The organism is Micromonospora sp. LHW51205, from assembly GCF_003315815.1.
GTDB lineage: Bacteria > Actinomycetota > Actinomycetes > Mycobacteriales > Micromonosporaceae > Micromonospora > Micromonospora chalcea.
In genome coordinates this window covers 1,047,576-1,061,784 of record NZ_QMEZ01000001.1, presented here as the reverse complement: position 1 = coordinate 1,061,784, position 14,209 = coordinate 1,047,576, and the positions used below count along the sequence as shown (strand labels likewise).

Here is a 14,209-nt window from a genome sequence, read left to right as displayed (position 1 = left end):
ACGGTCGTCCGGCTCCGCCGGTCTCCGGCGCGGGGCGAGGGGGACGGAGTGGGAGGCACCGACGTGACCGACGGCTGGGACTGGCGCCGGCCCGGCGGATCACCGGCACCGGGTGGACCGGCGCCGGGACGACCCGCGCAGGACGCCCCGGGTCAGGCGACGTCGCCGTGGTGGTCGGACGCGCTCGCCGACCCGTGGCGGGACCCGTACGCGCCGGCCGCCGTGGTCGTACCGGCGGCGCCGACACCGGGCGCGGGTGAGCCGGAGCCGGTCACCGATCCGGACCTGCCGACCCGGCCGGGGCTGCGCCAGATGGTGCTGATTTCCCTGGTCACCGCGTTGCTGGCCGGTTCCCTGGGCAGCGCCCTGACGTACGCCCTCCTGCGCGGCGGTGACGTGCCGACGCTCGGCGCGCAGTCGGGGCAGGCCCCGGCGCTGGCCCAGCGCAAGCCCGAGTCGCTCGCGGGCGTCGCCGAGCGGGTCCTGCCCAGCGTGGTCACCATCCGGGTGGTCAGTCTCGGCGGCACCAGTGAGGGCTCCGGCTTCGTGGTCAGCGCCGAGGGGCACATCGTCACGAACGACCACGTGGTCGCCGACGGCCCCGGAAAGGCGACGGTCGTGTTCAACGACGGCAGCACCGCCGCGGGCACCGTGGTGGGGCAGGACCCGGAGTCGGACATCGCAGTGATCAAGGTCTCCCGCTCCGGGCTGACGCCGGTGCAGTTCGGCGACTCCGACGCGCTCGCTGTCGGTGACCCGGTGCTCGCGATCGGCTCGCCGCTGTCGCTCGCCAACACCGTCACCGCCGGCATCGTGAGCGCGCTGGACCGGACGATGCAGGCCGGCGAGCCGGGCGGGCCGACCCGCTACTACGCGGCGATCCAGACCGACGCCGCGGTCAACCACGGCAACTCCGGCGGCCCGCTCGTGGACGGCGCCGGCCGGGTGGTCGGGGTGAACTCGACGATCAAGTCACTGGTGGCCGACGGGCAGGAGGCCGGCAACATCGGTCTCGCCTTCGCCATCCCGATCAACCAGGCGAAGCGGATCACCGAGGACATCATCGGCACCGGCAAGGCCCGGCGTACGGTGATCGGCGCCCAGGTCGGCGGCACCGGCGCCACCGGCGGCGGGGTACGCCTCAACGCGGTCGAGCCGGCCGGTCCGGCGGCGGCCGCCGGGCTGCGTACCGGGGACGTGGTGCTGCGGCTGGACGGCCATCCGATGACCGACCCGACCGATCTGGTGGCGCTGGTGCGCAAGTACGCGCCCGGGTCGGTGGTGACTGTCGAGTACCGGCGGGGGTCGGCGCGGCAGAACGCCTCGGTGACGCTCGCCGCCGACGCGAAGTGAGCACCGGTCACCCCCTCCCGGATGGTCACCTGACGTGCGTAGTCTTGCCGTGGACACGGACGAGGAGGCCGCGGTGTTCGAGAACCTGAACTGGTGGGAGATCGGCGTCCTGCTGCTCCTGGCGCTGTTGATCTTCGGGGACCGGCTGCCCAACGTCATCAACGACGGTCTCCGGATGGTCCGCAACCTGCGCAGCATGGCGCGCAACGCCACCGGCGACCTGAGCCGCGAGCTGGGTACGGACATCCAGCTGGAGGACCTGCACCCCAAGGCGTTCATCCGCAAGCACCTGCTCAGCGAGGACGACGAGCAGGCGATCCGCAAGCCGCTGCAGAGCATGTACGACAACCTGCGCTCGGACGTCACCGGCGTGCACGACGAGCTGAAGGACGTCGCGAAGGCCGCCGACCTGCGTACCCCCAGCGTCGCGACCAGCACCCCCACCCCGCCGGCCCCCCGCCCGTCCTACGACGACGCCACCTGAGCCGGAAAAGGGACCGCCCCCTCTCGCGTGCGGCGGGAAGGGGCGGTTGGGGAGCGGTGGGAGCTAGCGGCCGGCGGGCTTCAGGCCCAGGGGCTTGCCGAGCAGGGACTCGCGACGTACGGCCAGGCGGTCGGCGACCTGGAACAGGGCCTTCGCGGCGGGAGCGTCCGGCTGCGCCAGCACGATCGGCTGACCGGCGTCGCCGCCCTCGCGTACCCGGGTGTCCAGCGGGATCTGCCCCAGCACCGGCACCTGCGCTCCGATGGTCCGGGTCAGCGACTCGGCCACCGCCGCGCCGCCACCGGCCCCGAAGACCTCCATCCGGGAGCCGTCCGGCATCTCCAGCCACGACATGTTCTCGATGACGCCGACCACCCGCTGGTGGGTCTGCAACGCGATCGCGCCGGCCCGCTCGGCCACCTCCGCGGCGGCCGCCTGCGGCGTGGTGACCACCAGGATCTCCGCGTTCGGCAGCAACTGGGCCACCGAGATCGCGATGTCGCCGGTGCCCGGCGGCAGGTCGAGCAGGAGGACGTCCAGGTCGCCCCAGTAGACGTCGGCGAGGAACTGCTGGAGCGCCCGGTGCAGCATCGGCCCGCGCCAGACCACGGCGGCGTTGCCGGGGGTGAACATGCCGATCGAGATGACCTTCACGCCGTGCGACTGCGGCGGCATGATCATGTCTTCGACGCGGGTCGGCGCGCCGTCGGCGCCGAGCATCCGGGGCACCGAGTGGCCGTAGATGTCCGCGTCCACCACACCCACCGACAGGCCCCGCGACGCCAGCGCGGCGGCCAGGTTGACGGTCACGCTCGACTTGCCGACACCGCCCTTGCCGCTGGCCACCGCGTAGACGCGGGTCCGCGAGCCGGGCTGGGCGAACGGGATCACCGGCTCGGCAGTGGCGCCACCGCCGCGCAGCTTCGACTGCAGCTCCTGGCGCTGCTCCGGGCTCATCACCCCGAAGACGATCTCCACGCCGCTCACGCCGGGCACCGCGCCCACGGCGGCGGTGATGTCGCTGCGCAGCTTGTCCTTCAGCGGGCAGCCGGCCACGGTGAGCAGCAGCTCCACCCGGACCACGCCGTCGTCGTCCCGCTCGGCGGACTGGACCATGCCGAGTTCGGTGATCGGCCGGCGGATCTCCGGGTCGTTGACGGTGGCCAGGGCGGCCTGGATCGCGTCGGAGACGGTGCTGACGGGTGCTGACATGCCCGCAATGCTACGTCGCGGGTCATCGGCCACCGCCGCTGGCGGGGGCGGTGTGAGCGATTCGATGGCCGGTCAGCCCTCGTAGCGACCGTCCCGCGCGAAGTCGCCGTCCAGCTCGTCCCGGGGCTCGTCCAGCCGATCGGCGCCGGCCGTCCGGCGGGCCTCCCGCTCCTGCTGCCGCCGCTCCAGCTTGCGCCGCCGCTCGGCCGCCTCGTCCAGTTCCTCGCCCAGCCGGGTCAGCTCCGAGCGGAGGAAGTCCCGGGTCGCCACGTCACCCATCGCGATCCGCAGCGCGGCGATCTCCCGCGCCAGGTACTCCGTGTCCGCCTTCTGCAGCGTGGCCCGCCGCCGGTCCTCGTCCAGCGCGATCCGGTCCCGGTCCGCCTGCCGGTTCTGCGCGAGCAGGATCAACGGCGCCGCGTAGGACGCCTGCAGGGACAGGATCAAGGTCAAGAACGTGAAGGTGTACGGGTCGAAGCGCAGGTTCGCCGGGGCCAGCGTGTTCCACAGGAACCAGGCCACCAGGATCAGCGTCATGTAGACGAGGAAGTTCGCCGTGCCCATGCCCCGGGCGATGCCCTCGGCCCAGCGGCCGAACGTCTCCGCGTCGACCCGGGGCAGGCGCAGGTTCCGCGGGGCGCGCGGCTGGTCCAGCCGGTCGCCCCGGCGCTGATCACTCATCGTCGCCGTCCAGGATGCCGTCGTCGGTGGTGGACGAGGGGGATGCCGCGTCCCGGTCCCGCCAGTCCCGCGGCAGGGAATGGTCGAGCACGTCGTCCACCGTCACCGCGCCGACCAGGCGGTTGGCCCGGTCCACCACCGGCATGCCGACCATGTCGTACGTGGCCATCCGGCGGGTGATCTCGGGCAGCGGGGTCGACGTCCGCAGCGGGTCGATGTCGTTCACCACGATCCCGCCGAGCAGATCCGCCGGCGGTTCCCGCAGCAGCCGCTGGAAGTGCACCATGCCCAGGTAGCGGCCGGTGGGCGTGGTCAGCGGGGCGCGGGTCACGAAGACCTGGGCGGCCACCGCCGGCGAGAGCTGCGCCTCCCGGATCCGGGCCAGCGCCTCGGCCACCGTGGCGTCCGGCGGCAGGATCACCGGCTCCGAGGTCATCACGCTGCCGGCGGTGCCGGAGGCGTAGCGCAGCAACTGGCGTACCGGGTCGGCCTCGTCCGGCTCCATCAGGTCGAGCAGCACGTCCTGCTCCGGCGGGGGCAGCTCGTTGAGCAGGTCGGCGGCGTCGTCCGGCTCCATCTCCTCCAGCACGTCGGCGGCGCGCTGGCGGTCCAGCGCGGCCAGGATCTCCACCTGGTCGTGCTCGGGCAGCTCGCTGAGCACATCGGCCAGGCGCTCGTCGTCGAGCGCTGCGGCCACCTCGTTGCGCCGGGCATCGGGCAGGTCCTGGAGGGCGTTGGCGAGGTCGGCGGGGCGCATGTCCTCCAGGACGGCGAGCAGGTTCGCCGTACCCCGGTTGTCGCCGACCGCGCCCAGGCCGTGCACCCGGTCCCACTCGACCTGGTGGAGGTGGCCGCGCCGGGTGAGCCGGCCGGTGTGCTCGCGGACGGCGACCCGGCTCAGTGTCCACTCGCCGCCGCGGCTGCACTCCATGGCCACGTCCACCACGGAGCCGGCCCGGCCGCCCTCGACCTGGACCCGGCGGTCGAGCAGTTCCTGGAGCACCAGCAGCTCGTTCGGGCGCTTCTCGAAGCGGCGCAGGTTGAGCGTGCCGCTGCCGAGCACCACCCCGTCGGGATCGATGGAGGTGATCCGGTTGATGGACAGGAAGATGCGTCGTCGCATCGGCATCTCCGCGACCAGGCCGACCACCTCCGGCGGTCGCTGGGTCGCGCGCATCCGCGCCACCGCGTCCCGGACGCGGCCGACCTGATCGCCGTTCGGGTCGAAAACGGCGACTCCGGCGAGTCGAGCGAGGTAGACCCGGTTCGGCGTGCTCACGGGCACCAGCCTAAGGGCCTACTCTCTAACAGCATGTCGACCTTGGGCTACGAGATCGTGGACGTCTTCACCGACCGCCCCTTCGCCGGCAACCCGCTGGCCGTGGTGTTCGGCGCGGAAGGGCTGGCCACCGAGCAGATGCAGGCGCTCGCGCTGGAGTTCAACCTGTCCGAGACGGTCTTCGTGCTCCCGCCGACACAGGTCGGCGCCACCTACCGGGCGCGGATCTTCACCCCCGCCGACGAACTGCCCTTCGCCGGGCACCCGAGCGTCGGCGCCGCGGTGACCGCGAGCCGGCGTGGCGTCTTCGGCGCGGGCCGGGTCACCCAGGAGTGCGGCGCCGGCGTCCTGCCGATCGAGGTGACTGCCACCGGCGCGACGCTCACCGGCGGCACGCCCACGCTCGGCCCGGAACTCGACCCGGAACCGCTGCTGGAGATGGTCGGCCTCACCGGCCCCGACCACGTCGGCCCGCCGCCGCGCGTCGCCGGGTGCGGCCTGGAGTTCCCCTACCTTCCGGTACGCCCGGACGCGGTGGCCCGGGCACGGTTGAACACGGCGGCGGCGGAGCGGTACGGCGTTGAGCACGTCAGCCTCTTCTCCTGGGACGCCGATTCGCAAACCGCGCACGCCCGGGTCTTCGTGCCGGGGCTCGGCGTGCCCGAGGACCCGGCGACCGGCTCGGCCGCTCTCGGGCTGGGCGTGTGGCTGGTCGCGAGCGGGCTGCTGCCCGGCGAGGGGCGCGCGGAGTACACCGTCCGGCAGGGCATCGAGATCCACCGCCCCTCCACGCTGACCTGCACGGTGACCGCCTCCGGCGGGCTGGCGCTGGGAGCGACCGTCTCCGGCCAGGTGATGCCGGTGGCCCGAGGCGAGATCACCGTCCCCCCGTTCATCGGCTGACCCCACCCCACCCCATCCCACCTTGTTGATCAAGGAGTTCGTGTCGGCGAACGGGCCTCTGGAGGACACGAACTCCTTGGTCAACCGGCCGGGGCGGGAGGGACGGGCCGGGATGGGGGAGGATGGCGGGGTGAGTGACGAGGTGGACGAGCGGGTGACTCCTCCGCTGGTGGACGAGGCGGTGAAGAAGGCCGCTGTCTGCTGGGTGAGCAGTGGCGGCGGTCCGGCGTACGCGCTGTGGTGCCTCCCGCTGGACGGCACGCTGCTGGTGGTCACCGGCCCCGGTGAGCAGGCCGCCCCCGGGCTGGCCGACAGCGAGACCGCCGAGGTCACGTTGCGCGGCGACCACGGCGGACGGATCGTCACCTGGTCGGCGCGGGTGACCCGGCTGCGACCCGGCACCGAGGAGTGGGACACCGCCGCGCCGCTGGTCGCGGCGAAGCGGCTCAACGCCTCAGGGGCTGCCGCCGAGCTGGTGGAGCGATGGGTGGCGCAGGGATGCGCGCTCAACCGGCTCGCGCCCGTCGGCGCCGTCGTGACCGGTGCTGACCTGCCGGACGGCTCGCTGAGTGAGCAGCCCCGGCCGGCCCCCGTGGTGCGGGCCGTCCGCAAGCCGTTCCGCCTGCACCGCGTCCGCCGCCGCTGACCGCGAACCGCCGGGGCGTCAGGCGGCCGCCCGATCCGACCCGGCCACGTTCGACGGGCCCCGTCCGACGGGCCCGGTCAGGCGACGGGGACCGGGTCGAGCAGGTCGAGCACGTCCGTCAGCGAGGTCAGCGACGGCCCGTCGAAGCCGTGGTCGGCGTTGAGGACCACGTGGCCGGCCAGATCCGGCGCGGCCAGCCGGACCGCGCTCAGCCCGGCCCGTTCCGCGCCGGTCAGTTCCTGGCTGTCGCCGTCGCCGACGTAGAGGCAGTCGGCCGGCGCCTGGCCGAGCCGGTAACACGCGGCGAGGTAGAGCTCCGGGTCCGGTTTGCAGCGCCCGAGGCGTACCGAGAAGATCTGGGCGTCGAGCAGCGGCGCGACCGGGAGCTGCGGCAGGAACGCCGGCAGCTCGTGCGTGCAGTCGCTGACCAGCCCGGTGCCGACGCCCCGGCGACGCAGCGCGGCCAGCACCGGGACCGCCTCGGCGCGCAGCCGGGTGTCGGCGCGTACCGCAAGGTGCCGGGAGGCGACGGCGGCGCGTACCGCCGCGTCGGACGGGTGGACGCCGAGCCGGGCGCACACCCGGCGCATGGTGGACTCGGCGTTACCGAAGGAGCCGCTGGCCCGTTCGTAGAAGCTGCTGTCCAGCACCTCCATCAGGGCCTCGGGGGAGCAGCCGAGCAGTTCGGCGGTGGCGATGTGGGCGGCTCCACGCCGCGCGCCGTGGGTCAGGGTGCCGAAGAAATCGAACAGCACGGCCTGGAATCTGGGCATGAGGGAACGCCTCCGGACGTCGAGGGGGGAGATCGCCGGGACGCATGATCGTAACGGAGTGCTGACTTTCCGTGTCGGTCGGGTGTTCGTGTGAGGATTACCGCTCGTGCCGACCGTTCCGCATCGCCCGCCGCTCGACGTGTTGACGGTAGGCGCGCTCGCCCTGGCTGTCGCCTCGGTGTCGTCCTCGGCGCCGCTCGTGGCGTTCGCCGCCGCCTCGGCGCTCGCTGTCGCGTTCTGGCGTACCGCGTTGTCGGCTGCGGTCCTCGGGCCGGTGGCGCTGACCCGTCGACGGGCCGAGCTGCGCGCCCTGACGGTCGGGCCGGGCCGGCGTGAGGGCCTCTACTGCGTACTCGCCGGGGTCGCGCTGGCCGCCCACTTCGCCACCTGGATGCCGAGCGCGCAGCTCACCTCGGTCGCGGCCGCCACCGCGCTCGGCGCGACGCAGCCGGTCTGGCAGGGCCTGATCGCCCGCTGGCAGGGGCGGCGGCTGCCGGCGGCGGTGTGGGCCGGCATCGCGGTGGCCGTGCTCGGCGCGGCGCTCGCCACCGGCGCGGACTTCGGCGTCTCGGGCCGGGCGTTCGCCGGTGACCTGCTCGCGGTGGTCGGCGGCCTGTTCGCGGCCGTCTACACCGCCTTCGGTGAGCGGGCCCGGGCCAGCATCAGCACCACCACCTACACCACCGTCTGCTACGGCGTGTGCGCGCTGGTCCTGCTGGTGGTGTGCCTGGTCGGAGGGGTACGCCTGCACGGCTTCGAGGGCACGACCTGGCTGGCGATCCTCGGACTGGTGGCCGGCGCCCAACTGCTCGGCCACTCGATGTTCAACTACGCCCTGCACCGGGTCTCCGCGACCACTGTGAGCGTGCTGATCCTGCTGGAGGCGCCCGGCGCTGCAGTGATCGGCTGGGTGTGGCTGGGCCAGCTGCCCCGGCCGCTGGCCCTGCCCGGCCTGGCGTTGCTGCTGGCCGGCGTGGCGGTGGTGGTGCTCGGCGGGGCGCGGGCCGGTCGCCGTGCCACGCCGGTCGCGGCGCCCGCCGACCCGGACCCGCTGGGCGACGCGGAGCGGGCGCGGCGACCCGGCGACGCGCCCGACTGAGCCGGTCGGGGCGAAGTCGCGCCGTTCCGGCCCCTGGATGGTCCCGTTTGCACGAAAGTGCTCAGGGTGGGGGCGGAGCGGGACGACGCGGCGCAGGCGGGCACGGTCGTCACGCCCTCGGCCGAGTTCCCGCCGCTCGGCGACGAGGAACGGGCGGCGCTCGGCCGGATCGGCGAGCGGTGGCGCGGCCCGCGCCGCGCCGACGACCTGCCGGTCGACCCGACGCTGGGCCGGCACGACCACCATCCGGCGCCCACCCGCTTCGGCCGGCTGGCGCCGATCGACATGTTCACCGTGGCGCAGCCGGGGGAACTGGTCGCCACCGGCGCGGCGGACCTGCCCGGCAACCGGGCCGGCCGGTCGGTCGCCCGGGTCCGCCGGACCCTGATCGGTCCGCCGTTGTCCAGCGCGTCGGTGCTCTACGAGCGGATGCGCAAGCTGGTCGCGCTGCCTGTGCTCTCCTCGGATCTGCTCAGCTCCGTCGCGTACGGGCCGGAGGCGATGCTCGCGGTGCTGGTGCTGGCCGGGAGCGCCGCGCTCGGGCTGGCCCTGCCGCTGGCCGCCGTGCTGGTGGTGCTGATGGTCGCGGTCGGCCTGTCCTACCGGCAGACCATCCCGGCCTATCCGCACGGCGCCGGCTCGTACATCGTCGCGGGGGACAACCTCGGGCGTACGCCGGGACTCGCCGCCGCGGCCGGGCTGATGCTCGACTACGTGCTGACCGTGTCGGTGTCGATCGCGGCCGGGGTGCACGCGGTCACCTCGGCGCTGCCCGGCCTCGGCCGGTGGACCGTGCCGCTCGGGGTGCTGGTGATCGCCGTGCTGCTCGCCGGCAACCTGCGCGGCGTACGCACCGCCGGGAACATCTTCGTGCTGCCCACGTACGCGTTCGTGGTGGTGCTGCTCGTGGTGCTGGCGGTCGGGTACGCGAAGGCCGCCTCGCGGGGTTTCGCGCCGCTGCCGCCGCCCTCGGCGCCCGCGGCCGAGGGGCTGGGCCTGCTGCTGGTGCTGCGGGCGTTCTCCTCCGGGGCGGTGTCGATGACCGGCATCGAGGCGGTCTCGAACGCGGTGCCCGCGTTCCGCCCGACGGAGTGGCGCAACGCCCGCACCACGCTGGGCTGGATGGTCGCCATGCTGGTGACGCTGTTCGCCGGCCTGATCGGGCTGATCCACCTCGACGGTCTGGCGCCCCGCGCGGACGAGACGCTGCTGTCCCAGCTCGGCCGGGTCACGTTCCCCAGCGGTCCCGGGTACGCGATCCTGCAGGCCACGACCGCGCTGATCCTGCTGCTCGCGGCGAACACGGCGTTCAACGACTTTCCCCGGCTGCTGTTCTTCATGGCCCGGGACGGGCACGCGCCGCGCCGGTTCCTGCACATGGGCGACCGGCTGGCGTTCAGCAACGGGCTGGTGGCGCTGGCGCTGACCGCGGCGGTGGTGTTCGTCGCGTTCGGCGGGCACACCGAGCGGCTGATCCCGCTCTACGCGGTGGGCGTCTTCCTCGCCTTCACGCTGTCCCAGACCGGCATGGTGGTGCACTGGCGGCGCCGCCGGGGGCCGGGCTGGCGTCGCCGGCTAGCGGTCAACGCGGTCGGCGCGACGCTGTCCGGCCTGGTGCTGCTGACCGCGGCGGTAGCCAAGTTCGCCGAGGGCGCCTGGGTGGTGGTGCTCGCGGTGCCGCTGCTGGTGCTGCTGTTCCGCCGGATCCACGGGCACTACGACCGGCTGCACCGCGCGCTGGCGCTGCACTCGCCGCCGTCCGCGCCGCCCGCCGAGTGCGACGAGCTGCCCCAGCAGGTACGCCACCTGGTGGTGGTGCCGGTGGCCCGGCTGAACCGGGCGTCGCTGCGCGCGCTGGCGTACGCGACCTCGCTCGGGCGGCCGACGCTCGCCGTGCACCTCGCTCCGGCGCAGGACGAGGCGGACCGGTTCCGGGACCAGTGGCGGGCCTGGGGCGACCACCTGAAGCTGGAGACGATCGTGTCGCCGTACCGGTCGGTGATCGGCCCGCTGGCGCACTACCTGGAGGCGCTGCACGCCGCGAGCCCGGACCTGACGCTCACCGTGATCGTGCCGGAGGTGGTGCTGCGCCGACGTCGGTACCGGCTGCTGCACAGCCGCGCCGAGCAGCGGCTGCGGACCGCGCTGCGGGCGCTGCCCGGCGTGGTGGTGACGAGCGTCCCGGTGCACGTGTCGCGGTGACGCTCAGAGGTATCCGGCGAAGTGGTCGGCGACCAGCGCTGCGACCGCCTCGGCGTCCCGGTCGAGGTCCACCTCGATCACGCGTACCCCGAGCGCCCGGGCGCCGGCGACCGCGTCGGCGGCGACCAGCTCGTCGCGCGCGATCCGATGACGCCACGCCCGCTCCGGGTCGCTCACGCCGGGATGCCGGGCCATCGCCCGCGGCAGCCGTTCCACCTGGTACGCGCGGAACTCCGGCGTCGGCACCAGCACCACCATCTGCCCTGTCGACTCGACGATCGGGGCAACCAGTTCGGGCCGCAGCCCCCAGCCCTCGGCGACCACCCGGCGACCGCTCACCAGCGCGCTCAGGTCGTCGAGCACCCACTCGAAGCGGCGCGGAAATCCGGCGAGGGTCTCGGCTGCCATCCGCTCCGGGTTCGTCGTCACCCAGGTCGCCTCCGCGTCCGGGCCGTCCGGCGGCTCACCCCGTCGGATCCGGTCGGCGATCCGCCGGTCGTCGTGCCCTCGCGCGTCGTGGCGGTCGTAGAGGTACGCGGTCAGCCCGTACCGCAGTGCCAACGTGACCGCGAGTGTCGTCTTGCCGGCCCACTGCGCGCCGCCGATCCAGAGTGCGCGGCGGGCGGTGGCCAGAGGATCGAAGTCCATGCCCCGACACTGCGCCTCGCCAGCCCCAAGATCAAGTCTTGTTCTCGGCGTCCCCGCGTGATGAAGTGAGGGAGAAGGCGCAGCTCAGACGTCGCGTACCTCAAGCACGCGGGTGGCGGGCGCGGCATCGCCCAGCTCGGCGCGCAGCGCGACGCGGTCCGGGTCGACCAGGAACGCGTCCAGCCCGGCGCGGGCGGCGAACCGGATCACGTGCACCTCGGTCTCCCCGTCGCCGGTACGCAGCCGCCGTTGCAACTCGCCGCCGTGCCGGCCGAGCAGCGCCAGCACCGCGTCCTCGTACCGCCGCCCGGCGTCCGCGTCGGCGCTCAGGTCGACCAGCGCGACCAGCAGGACCTCGTTTCCCGTCGTCATGGCGTCGAGTGTCCCAGCGGACCGGCGGTCGTGGTGACCCGCTCAGGCGTCGACGCCGACGGCCTTCGCGCTGGCCGTCCAGAGCCGCGCGGCCAGCGCCGGGTCGGCCGCCTTGGGCCGGGGCCGATGCGGCTTGCGGTCGGCGTAGTAGCCGCCGTTCATCAGCCGGGACGGGTCCTGGCAGGCGAGCCAGACCAGCGTCTCGGCACCCTTCTCCGGGCTGCGGAACGGCAGCAGCCGCATGCCGAGCGCCACGATCCGGCTCTCGTTGCCGAAGCGGGTCCGCACCACGCCCGGGTGGAACACGTGCGCGGGCACCTCCGGCCAGCGCCGGGCCGCCTCGGAGGTGAACAGGATGTTCGCCTGCTTGCTGGTGCCGTACGCGCGGAACGGCCGGTACGAGCGCAGCGCGGAGTTGAGGTCGTCGGGGTCGAGCACGCCGCTGCGGTGCGCGTCCGAGCCGGTGACCACCATCCGCCCGATCCGGTCTCGCAGCAGGTTGCTGAGCAGGAACGGGGCGAGGTGGTTGGCCTGCATGCTCAGCTCGAAACCGTCGACCGTGGTGATCGGCTCCAGCACGATCGCGCCGGCGTTGTTGGCGAGCACGTCGATCCGGTCGTAGCGCTCGCGCAGGCGTTCGGCGAGCCCGCGTACGTCGTCGAGCACCGCGAAGTCGGCGCGGAACAGCTCCGGCTGCTCGCCGCAGCACTCGCGGACCCGCTCGCCCGCGGCGCGCAGCCGGGCCGGGTCCCGGCCGACGAGCACCACCTGGTCACCGCGGCGCGCCAGCTCCTCCGCGGCGGCCAGGCCGATGCCGGAGCTCGCCCCGGTCAGCACCACGATCCGACGCTCAGTGAGATCTTCCACAGGTCCATTCACCCCGGTCACGGCACGAGGTTACCGTGGCGTCACCACGCCCTTTGGGATCGTTAAGTTCTCGAAATCCACCGCTGCGCCGGCGCCTGCGCCGGACGCTGGAAGGAGCGCACCCATGACCGCTGTCGGTCGTCCCCGCCGATCCTGCCTGGCGGTGCCCGGCTCCAGCGTCAAGATGCTCGGCAAGGCCCAGGGCCTTCCCGCCGACCAGGTCTTCCTGGACCTGGAGGACGCGGTCGCCCCGCTGGCCAAGCCGGACGCGCGCAAGAACATCGTGGCGACGCTGAACGAGGGCGACTGGGCGGGCAAGACCCGCGTGGTCCGGGTGAACGACCTGACCACGCCGTGGACCTACCGGGACGTCATCGAGGTGGTCGAGGGCGCCGGGGCGAACCTGGACTGCATCATGCTGCCGAAGGTGCAGAACGCCGAGCAGGTGCACTGGCTGGACCTGCTGCTCACCCAGATCGAGAAGACGCTCGGCCTGGAGGTGGGCCGGATCGGCATCGAGGCGCAGATCGAGAACGCGGCCGGGCTGGTGAACGTGGACGCCATCGCGGGCGCCTCGCCCCGGGTCGAGACGATCATCTTCGGCCCGGCCGACTTCATGGCCTCGATCAACATGAAGTCCCTGGTGGTCGGCGCGCTGATCCCGGACTACCCGGGCGACCCGTACCACTACATCCTGATGCGCATCCTGATGGCCGCGCGGATGCACGACAAGCAGGCCATCGACGGCCCGTTCCTGCAGATCCGCGACGTGGACGCGTTCCGCGAGGTGGCGAAGCGCTCGGCGGCGCTGGGCTTCGACGGCAAGTGGGTGCTGCACCCCGGCCAGATCGACGCGGCGAACGAGGTCTACTCGCCGGCGCAGGCCGACTACGACCACGCCGAGCTGATCCTCGACGCCTACGACTACTACACCTCGGAGGCGGGCGGGAAGCTCGGCGCGGTGATGCTCGGCGACGAGATGATCGACGAGGCGTCCCGCAAGATGGCCCTGGTGATCGCCGCCAAGGGCCGCGCCGCCGGCATGTCCCGTACGTCCTCGTTCACGCCGCCCTCGGCCTGATCGCGCGTCGGGCCGCCCCCGCGCCCGGGGGCGGCCCGGTGGCGTCAGTAGCTGCTGCTGGCGCTGGACGCGCCGATCGCGATCACGATCATCACGATGTAGAAGATGATGCCGGCGACCAGCAGAGCGGTCAGGATCCAGCCCACGATGATGGCCGCCGTGGCCATGCCCTCGCCCTGCTCACCGGTCTCCCGGATCTGCTTGCGCGCGACGTGGCCCATGATCGCGCCGATCGGCGCGGTGATGCACGAGGCGAAGCCGACGAGCGACAGGACCAGCGCCACGATGGCCATCGTGTTGGTGCGGGCCGGCGGCATCGCGTAGCCGGGATAGGCCCCCGGCGGCGGGTAGGTGCCCGGGGGCGGGTAGCCGGGCATCGCGGCGGCGTACGGGTCGCCGCCGGGTGGGGCGTACGGGGACTTCACGCCCGCGTACGGGTCGGCGACCGGCGCGTAGGGATCGGCGACCGGCGCGTACGGGTCGGCCTGGCCCGGCTGGTTCGGGATCGCGGGCATGATCGGGTCGGCCGGCGGCGCCGAGTGCGGCCCGGCCGCCGAGGGGTCCTGCCAACCACCGGGCGGTGGGGGATAGCTCATCTGATCATCTCCA

General features: G+C 73.5%; 15 protein-coding genes. 7 read left to right on the top strand and 8 right to left on the bottom strand.

All coding sequences use genetic code 11. The features are described from left to right. Window positions 1-48 precede the first annotated feature (48 nt). Window positions 49-1,353, top strand: a complete 1,305-nt coding sequence (locus DQE82_RS04955) for a S1C family serine protease (protein ID WP_176722725.1) — start codon at window positions 49-51, stop codon at window positions 1,351-1,353. Window positions 1,354-1,426: 73 nt separating this feature from the next. Beyond that, window positions 1,427-1,837 carry a preprotein translocase subunit TatB gene (locus tag DQE82_RS04950; RefSeq protein WP_043330672.1) on the top strand — a complete coding sequence of 137 codons (411 nt, stop codon included), beginning with the start codon at window positions 1,427-1,429 and terminating at the stop codon, window positions 1,835-1,837. A 63-nt stretch (window positions 1,838-1,900) separates the two neighbouring features. On the opposite strand, the gene DQE82_RS04945 is transcribed toward DQE82_RS04950, so the two are convergent. From DQE82_RS04945 to DQE82_RS04935, 3 genes are all read right to left on the bottom strand, one after another. Continuing rightward, on the bottom strand, window positions 1,901-3,049 hold the full coding sequence (locus DQE82_RS04945) for an Mrp/NBP35 family ATP-binding protein (RefSeq protein ID WP_030501083.1): 1,149 nt from the start codon (window positions 3,047-3,049) through the stop codon (window positions 1,901-1,903). Window positions 3,050-3,121: 72 nt separating this feature from the next. Further along, entirely contained in the window at window positions 3,122-3,730 is a 609-nt protein-coding gene (locus DQE82_RS04940) for a DUF1003 domain-containing protein (protein ID WP_064447572.1), read from the bottom strand. Further along, on the bottom strand, window positions 3,723-5,009 hold the full coding sequence (locus tag DQE82_RS04935) for a magnesium transporter MgtE N-terminal domain-containing protein (RefSeq protein ID WP_064447753.1): 1,287 nt from the start codon (window positions 5,007-5,009) through the stop codon (window positions 3,723-3,725). The genes DQE82_RS04940 and DQE82_RS04935 overlap by 8 nt, the downstream gene beginning before the upstream one ends. Window positions 5,010-5,042: 33 nt before the next feature. Between DQE82_RS04935 and DQE82_RS04930 the strand changes: the two genes are divergently transcribed. Both DQE82_RS04930 and DQE82_RS04925 read left to right on the top strand, forming a co-directional pair. Continuing rightward, window positions 5,043-5,912, top strand: a complete 870-nt coding sequence (locus tag DQE82_RS04930; protein WP_064447573.1) for a PhzF family phenazine biosynthesis protein — start codon at window positions 5,043-5,045, stop codon at window positions 5,910-5,912. A 112-nt stretch (window positions 5,913-6,024) separates the two neighbouring features. Next, window positions 6,025-6,558, top strand: coding sequence for a hypothetical protein (locus tag DQE82_RS04925; RefSeq protein WP_176722724.1), 534 nt, complete (start codon window positions 6,025-6,027; stop codon window positions 6,556-6,558). A gap of 77 nt (window positions 6,559-6,635) precedes the next feature. Here DQE82_RS04925 and DQE82_RS04920 read toward each other — a convergent pair whose 3' ends face one another. Further along, on the bottom strand, window positions 6,636-7,331 hold the full coding sequence (locus DQE82_RS04920) for an HAD family hydrolase (protein ID WP_069087214.1): 696 nt from the start codon (window positions 7,329-7,331) through the stop codon (window positions 6,636-6,638). Window positions 7,332-7,437: 106 nt separating this feature from the next. On the opposite strand from DQE82_RS04920, the gene DQE82_RS04915 reads away from it, so the two are divergent. Together DQE82_RS04915 and DQE82_RS04910 are read left to right on the top strand one after the other, a co-directional pair. Then, complete coding sequence (locus DQE82_RS04915) at window positions 7,438-8,430, top strand: DMT family transporter (RefSeq protein ID WP_069087213.1); 993 nt, start codon at window positions 7,438-7,440, stop codon at window positions 8,428-8,430. Between the two features lie 66 nt (window positions 8,431-8,496). Next, on the top strand, window positions 8,497-10,632 hold the full coding sequence (locus tag DQE82_RS04910) for an APC family permease (protein ID WP_223201249.1): 2,136 nt from the start codon (window positions 8,497-8,499) through the stop codon (window positions 10,630-10,632). Between the two features lie 3 nt (window positions 10,633-10,635). On the opposite strand, the gene DQE82_RS31005 is transcribed toward DQE82_RS04910, so the two are convergent. The 3 genes from DQE82_RS31005 to DQE82_RS04895 all read right to left on the bottom strand — a co-directional run bounded on the left by DQE82_RS31005 (window position 10,636) and on the right by DQE82_RS04895 (window position 12,519). Further along, window positions 10,636-11,280 (bottom strand): hypothetical protein, encoded by a 645-nt coding sequence (locus DQE82_RS31005; protein ID WP_043326908.1) that lies wholly within the window; start codon window positions 11,278-11,280, stop codon window positions 10,636-10,638. 84 nt (window positions 11,281-11,364) lie between these two features. After that, window positions 11,365-11,652 (bottom strand): hypothetical protein, encoded by a 288-nt coding sequence (locus tag DQE82_RS04900; protein ID WP_043326906.1) that lies wholly within the window; start codon window positions 11,650-11,652, stop codon window positions 11,365-11,367. A 42-nt stretch (window positions 11,653-11,694) separates the two neighbouring features. Continuing rightward, on the bottom strand, window positions 11,695-12,519 hold the full coding sequence (locus DQE82_RS04895) for an SDR family NAD(P)-dependent oxidoreductase (RefSeq protein ID WP_199495936.1): 825 nt from the start codon (window positions 12,517-12,519) through the stop codon (window positions 11,695-11,697). 124 nt (window positions 12,520-12,643) lie between these two features. Between DQE82_RS04895 and DQE82_RS04890 the strand changes: the two genes are divergently transcribed. Further along, window positions 12,644-13,600: a CoA ester lyase gene (locus DQE82_RS04890; protein WP_043326903.1), complete on the top strand. Its 957-nt coding sequence runs from the start codon at window positions 12,644-12,646 to the stop codon at window positions 13,598-13,600. 44 nt (window positions 13,601-13,644) lie between these two features. Here the strand turns inward: DQE82_RS04890 and DQE82_RS04885 are convergent, their stop codons facing one another. Then, a complete protein-coding gene (locus tag DQE82_RS04885) occupies window positions 13,645-14,196 on the bottom strand; it encodes a DUF4190 domain-containing protein (protein WP_113972091.1) in 552 nt (183 codons plus the stop codon). Between the last annotated feature and the right edge of the window lie 13 nt (window positions 14,197-14,209).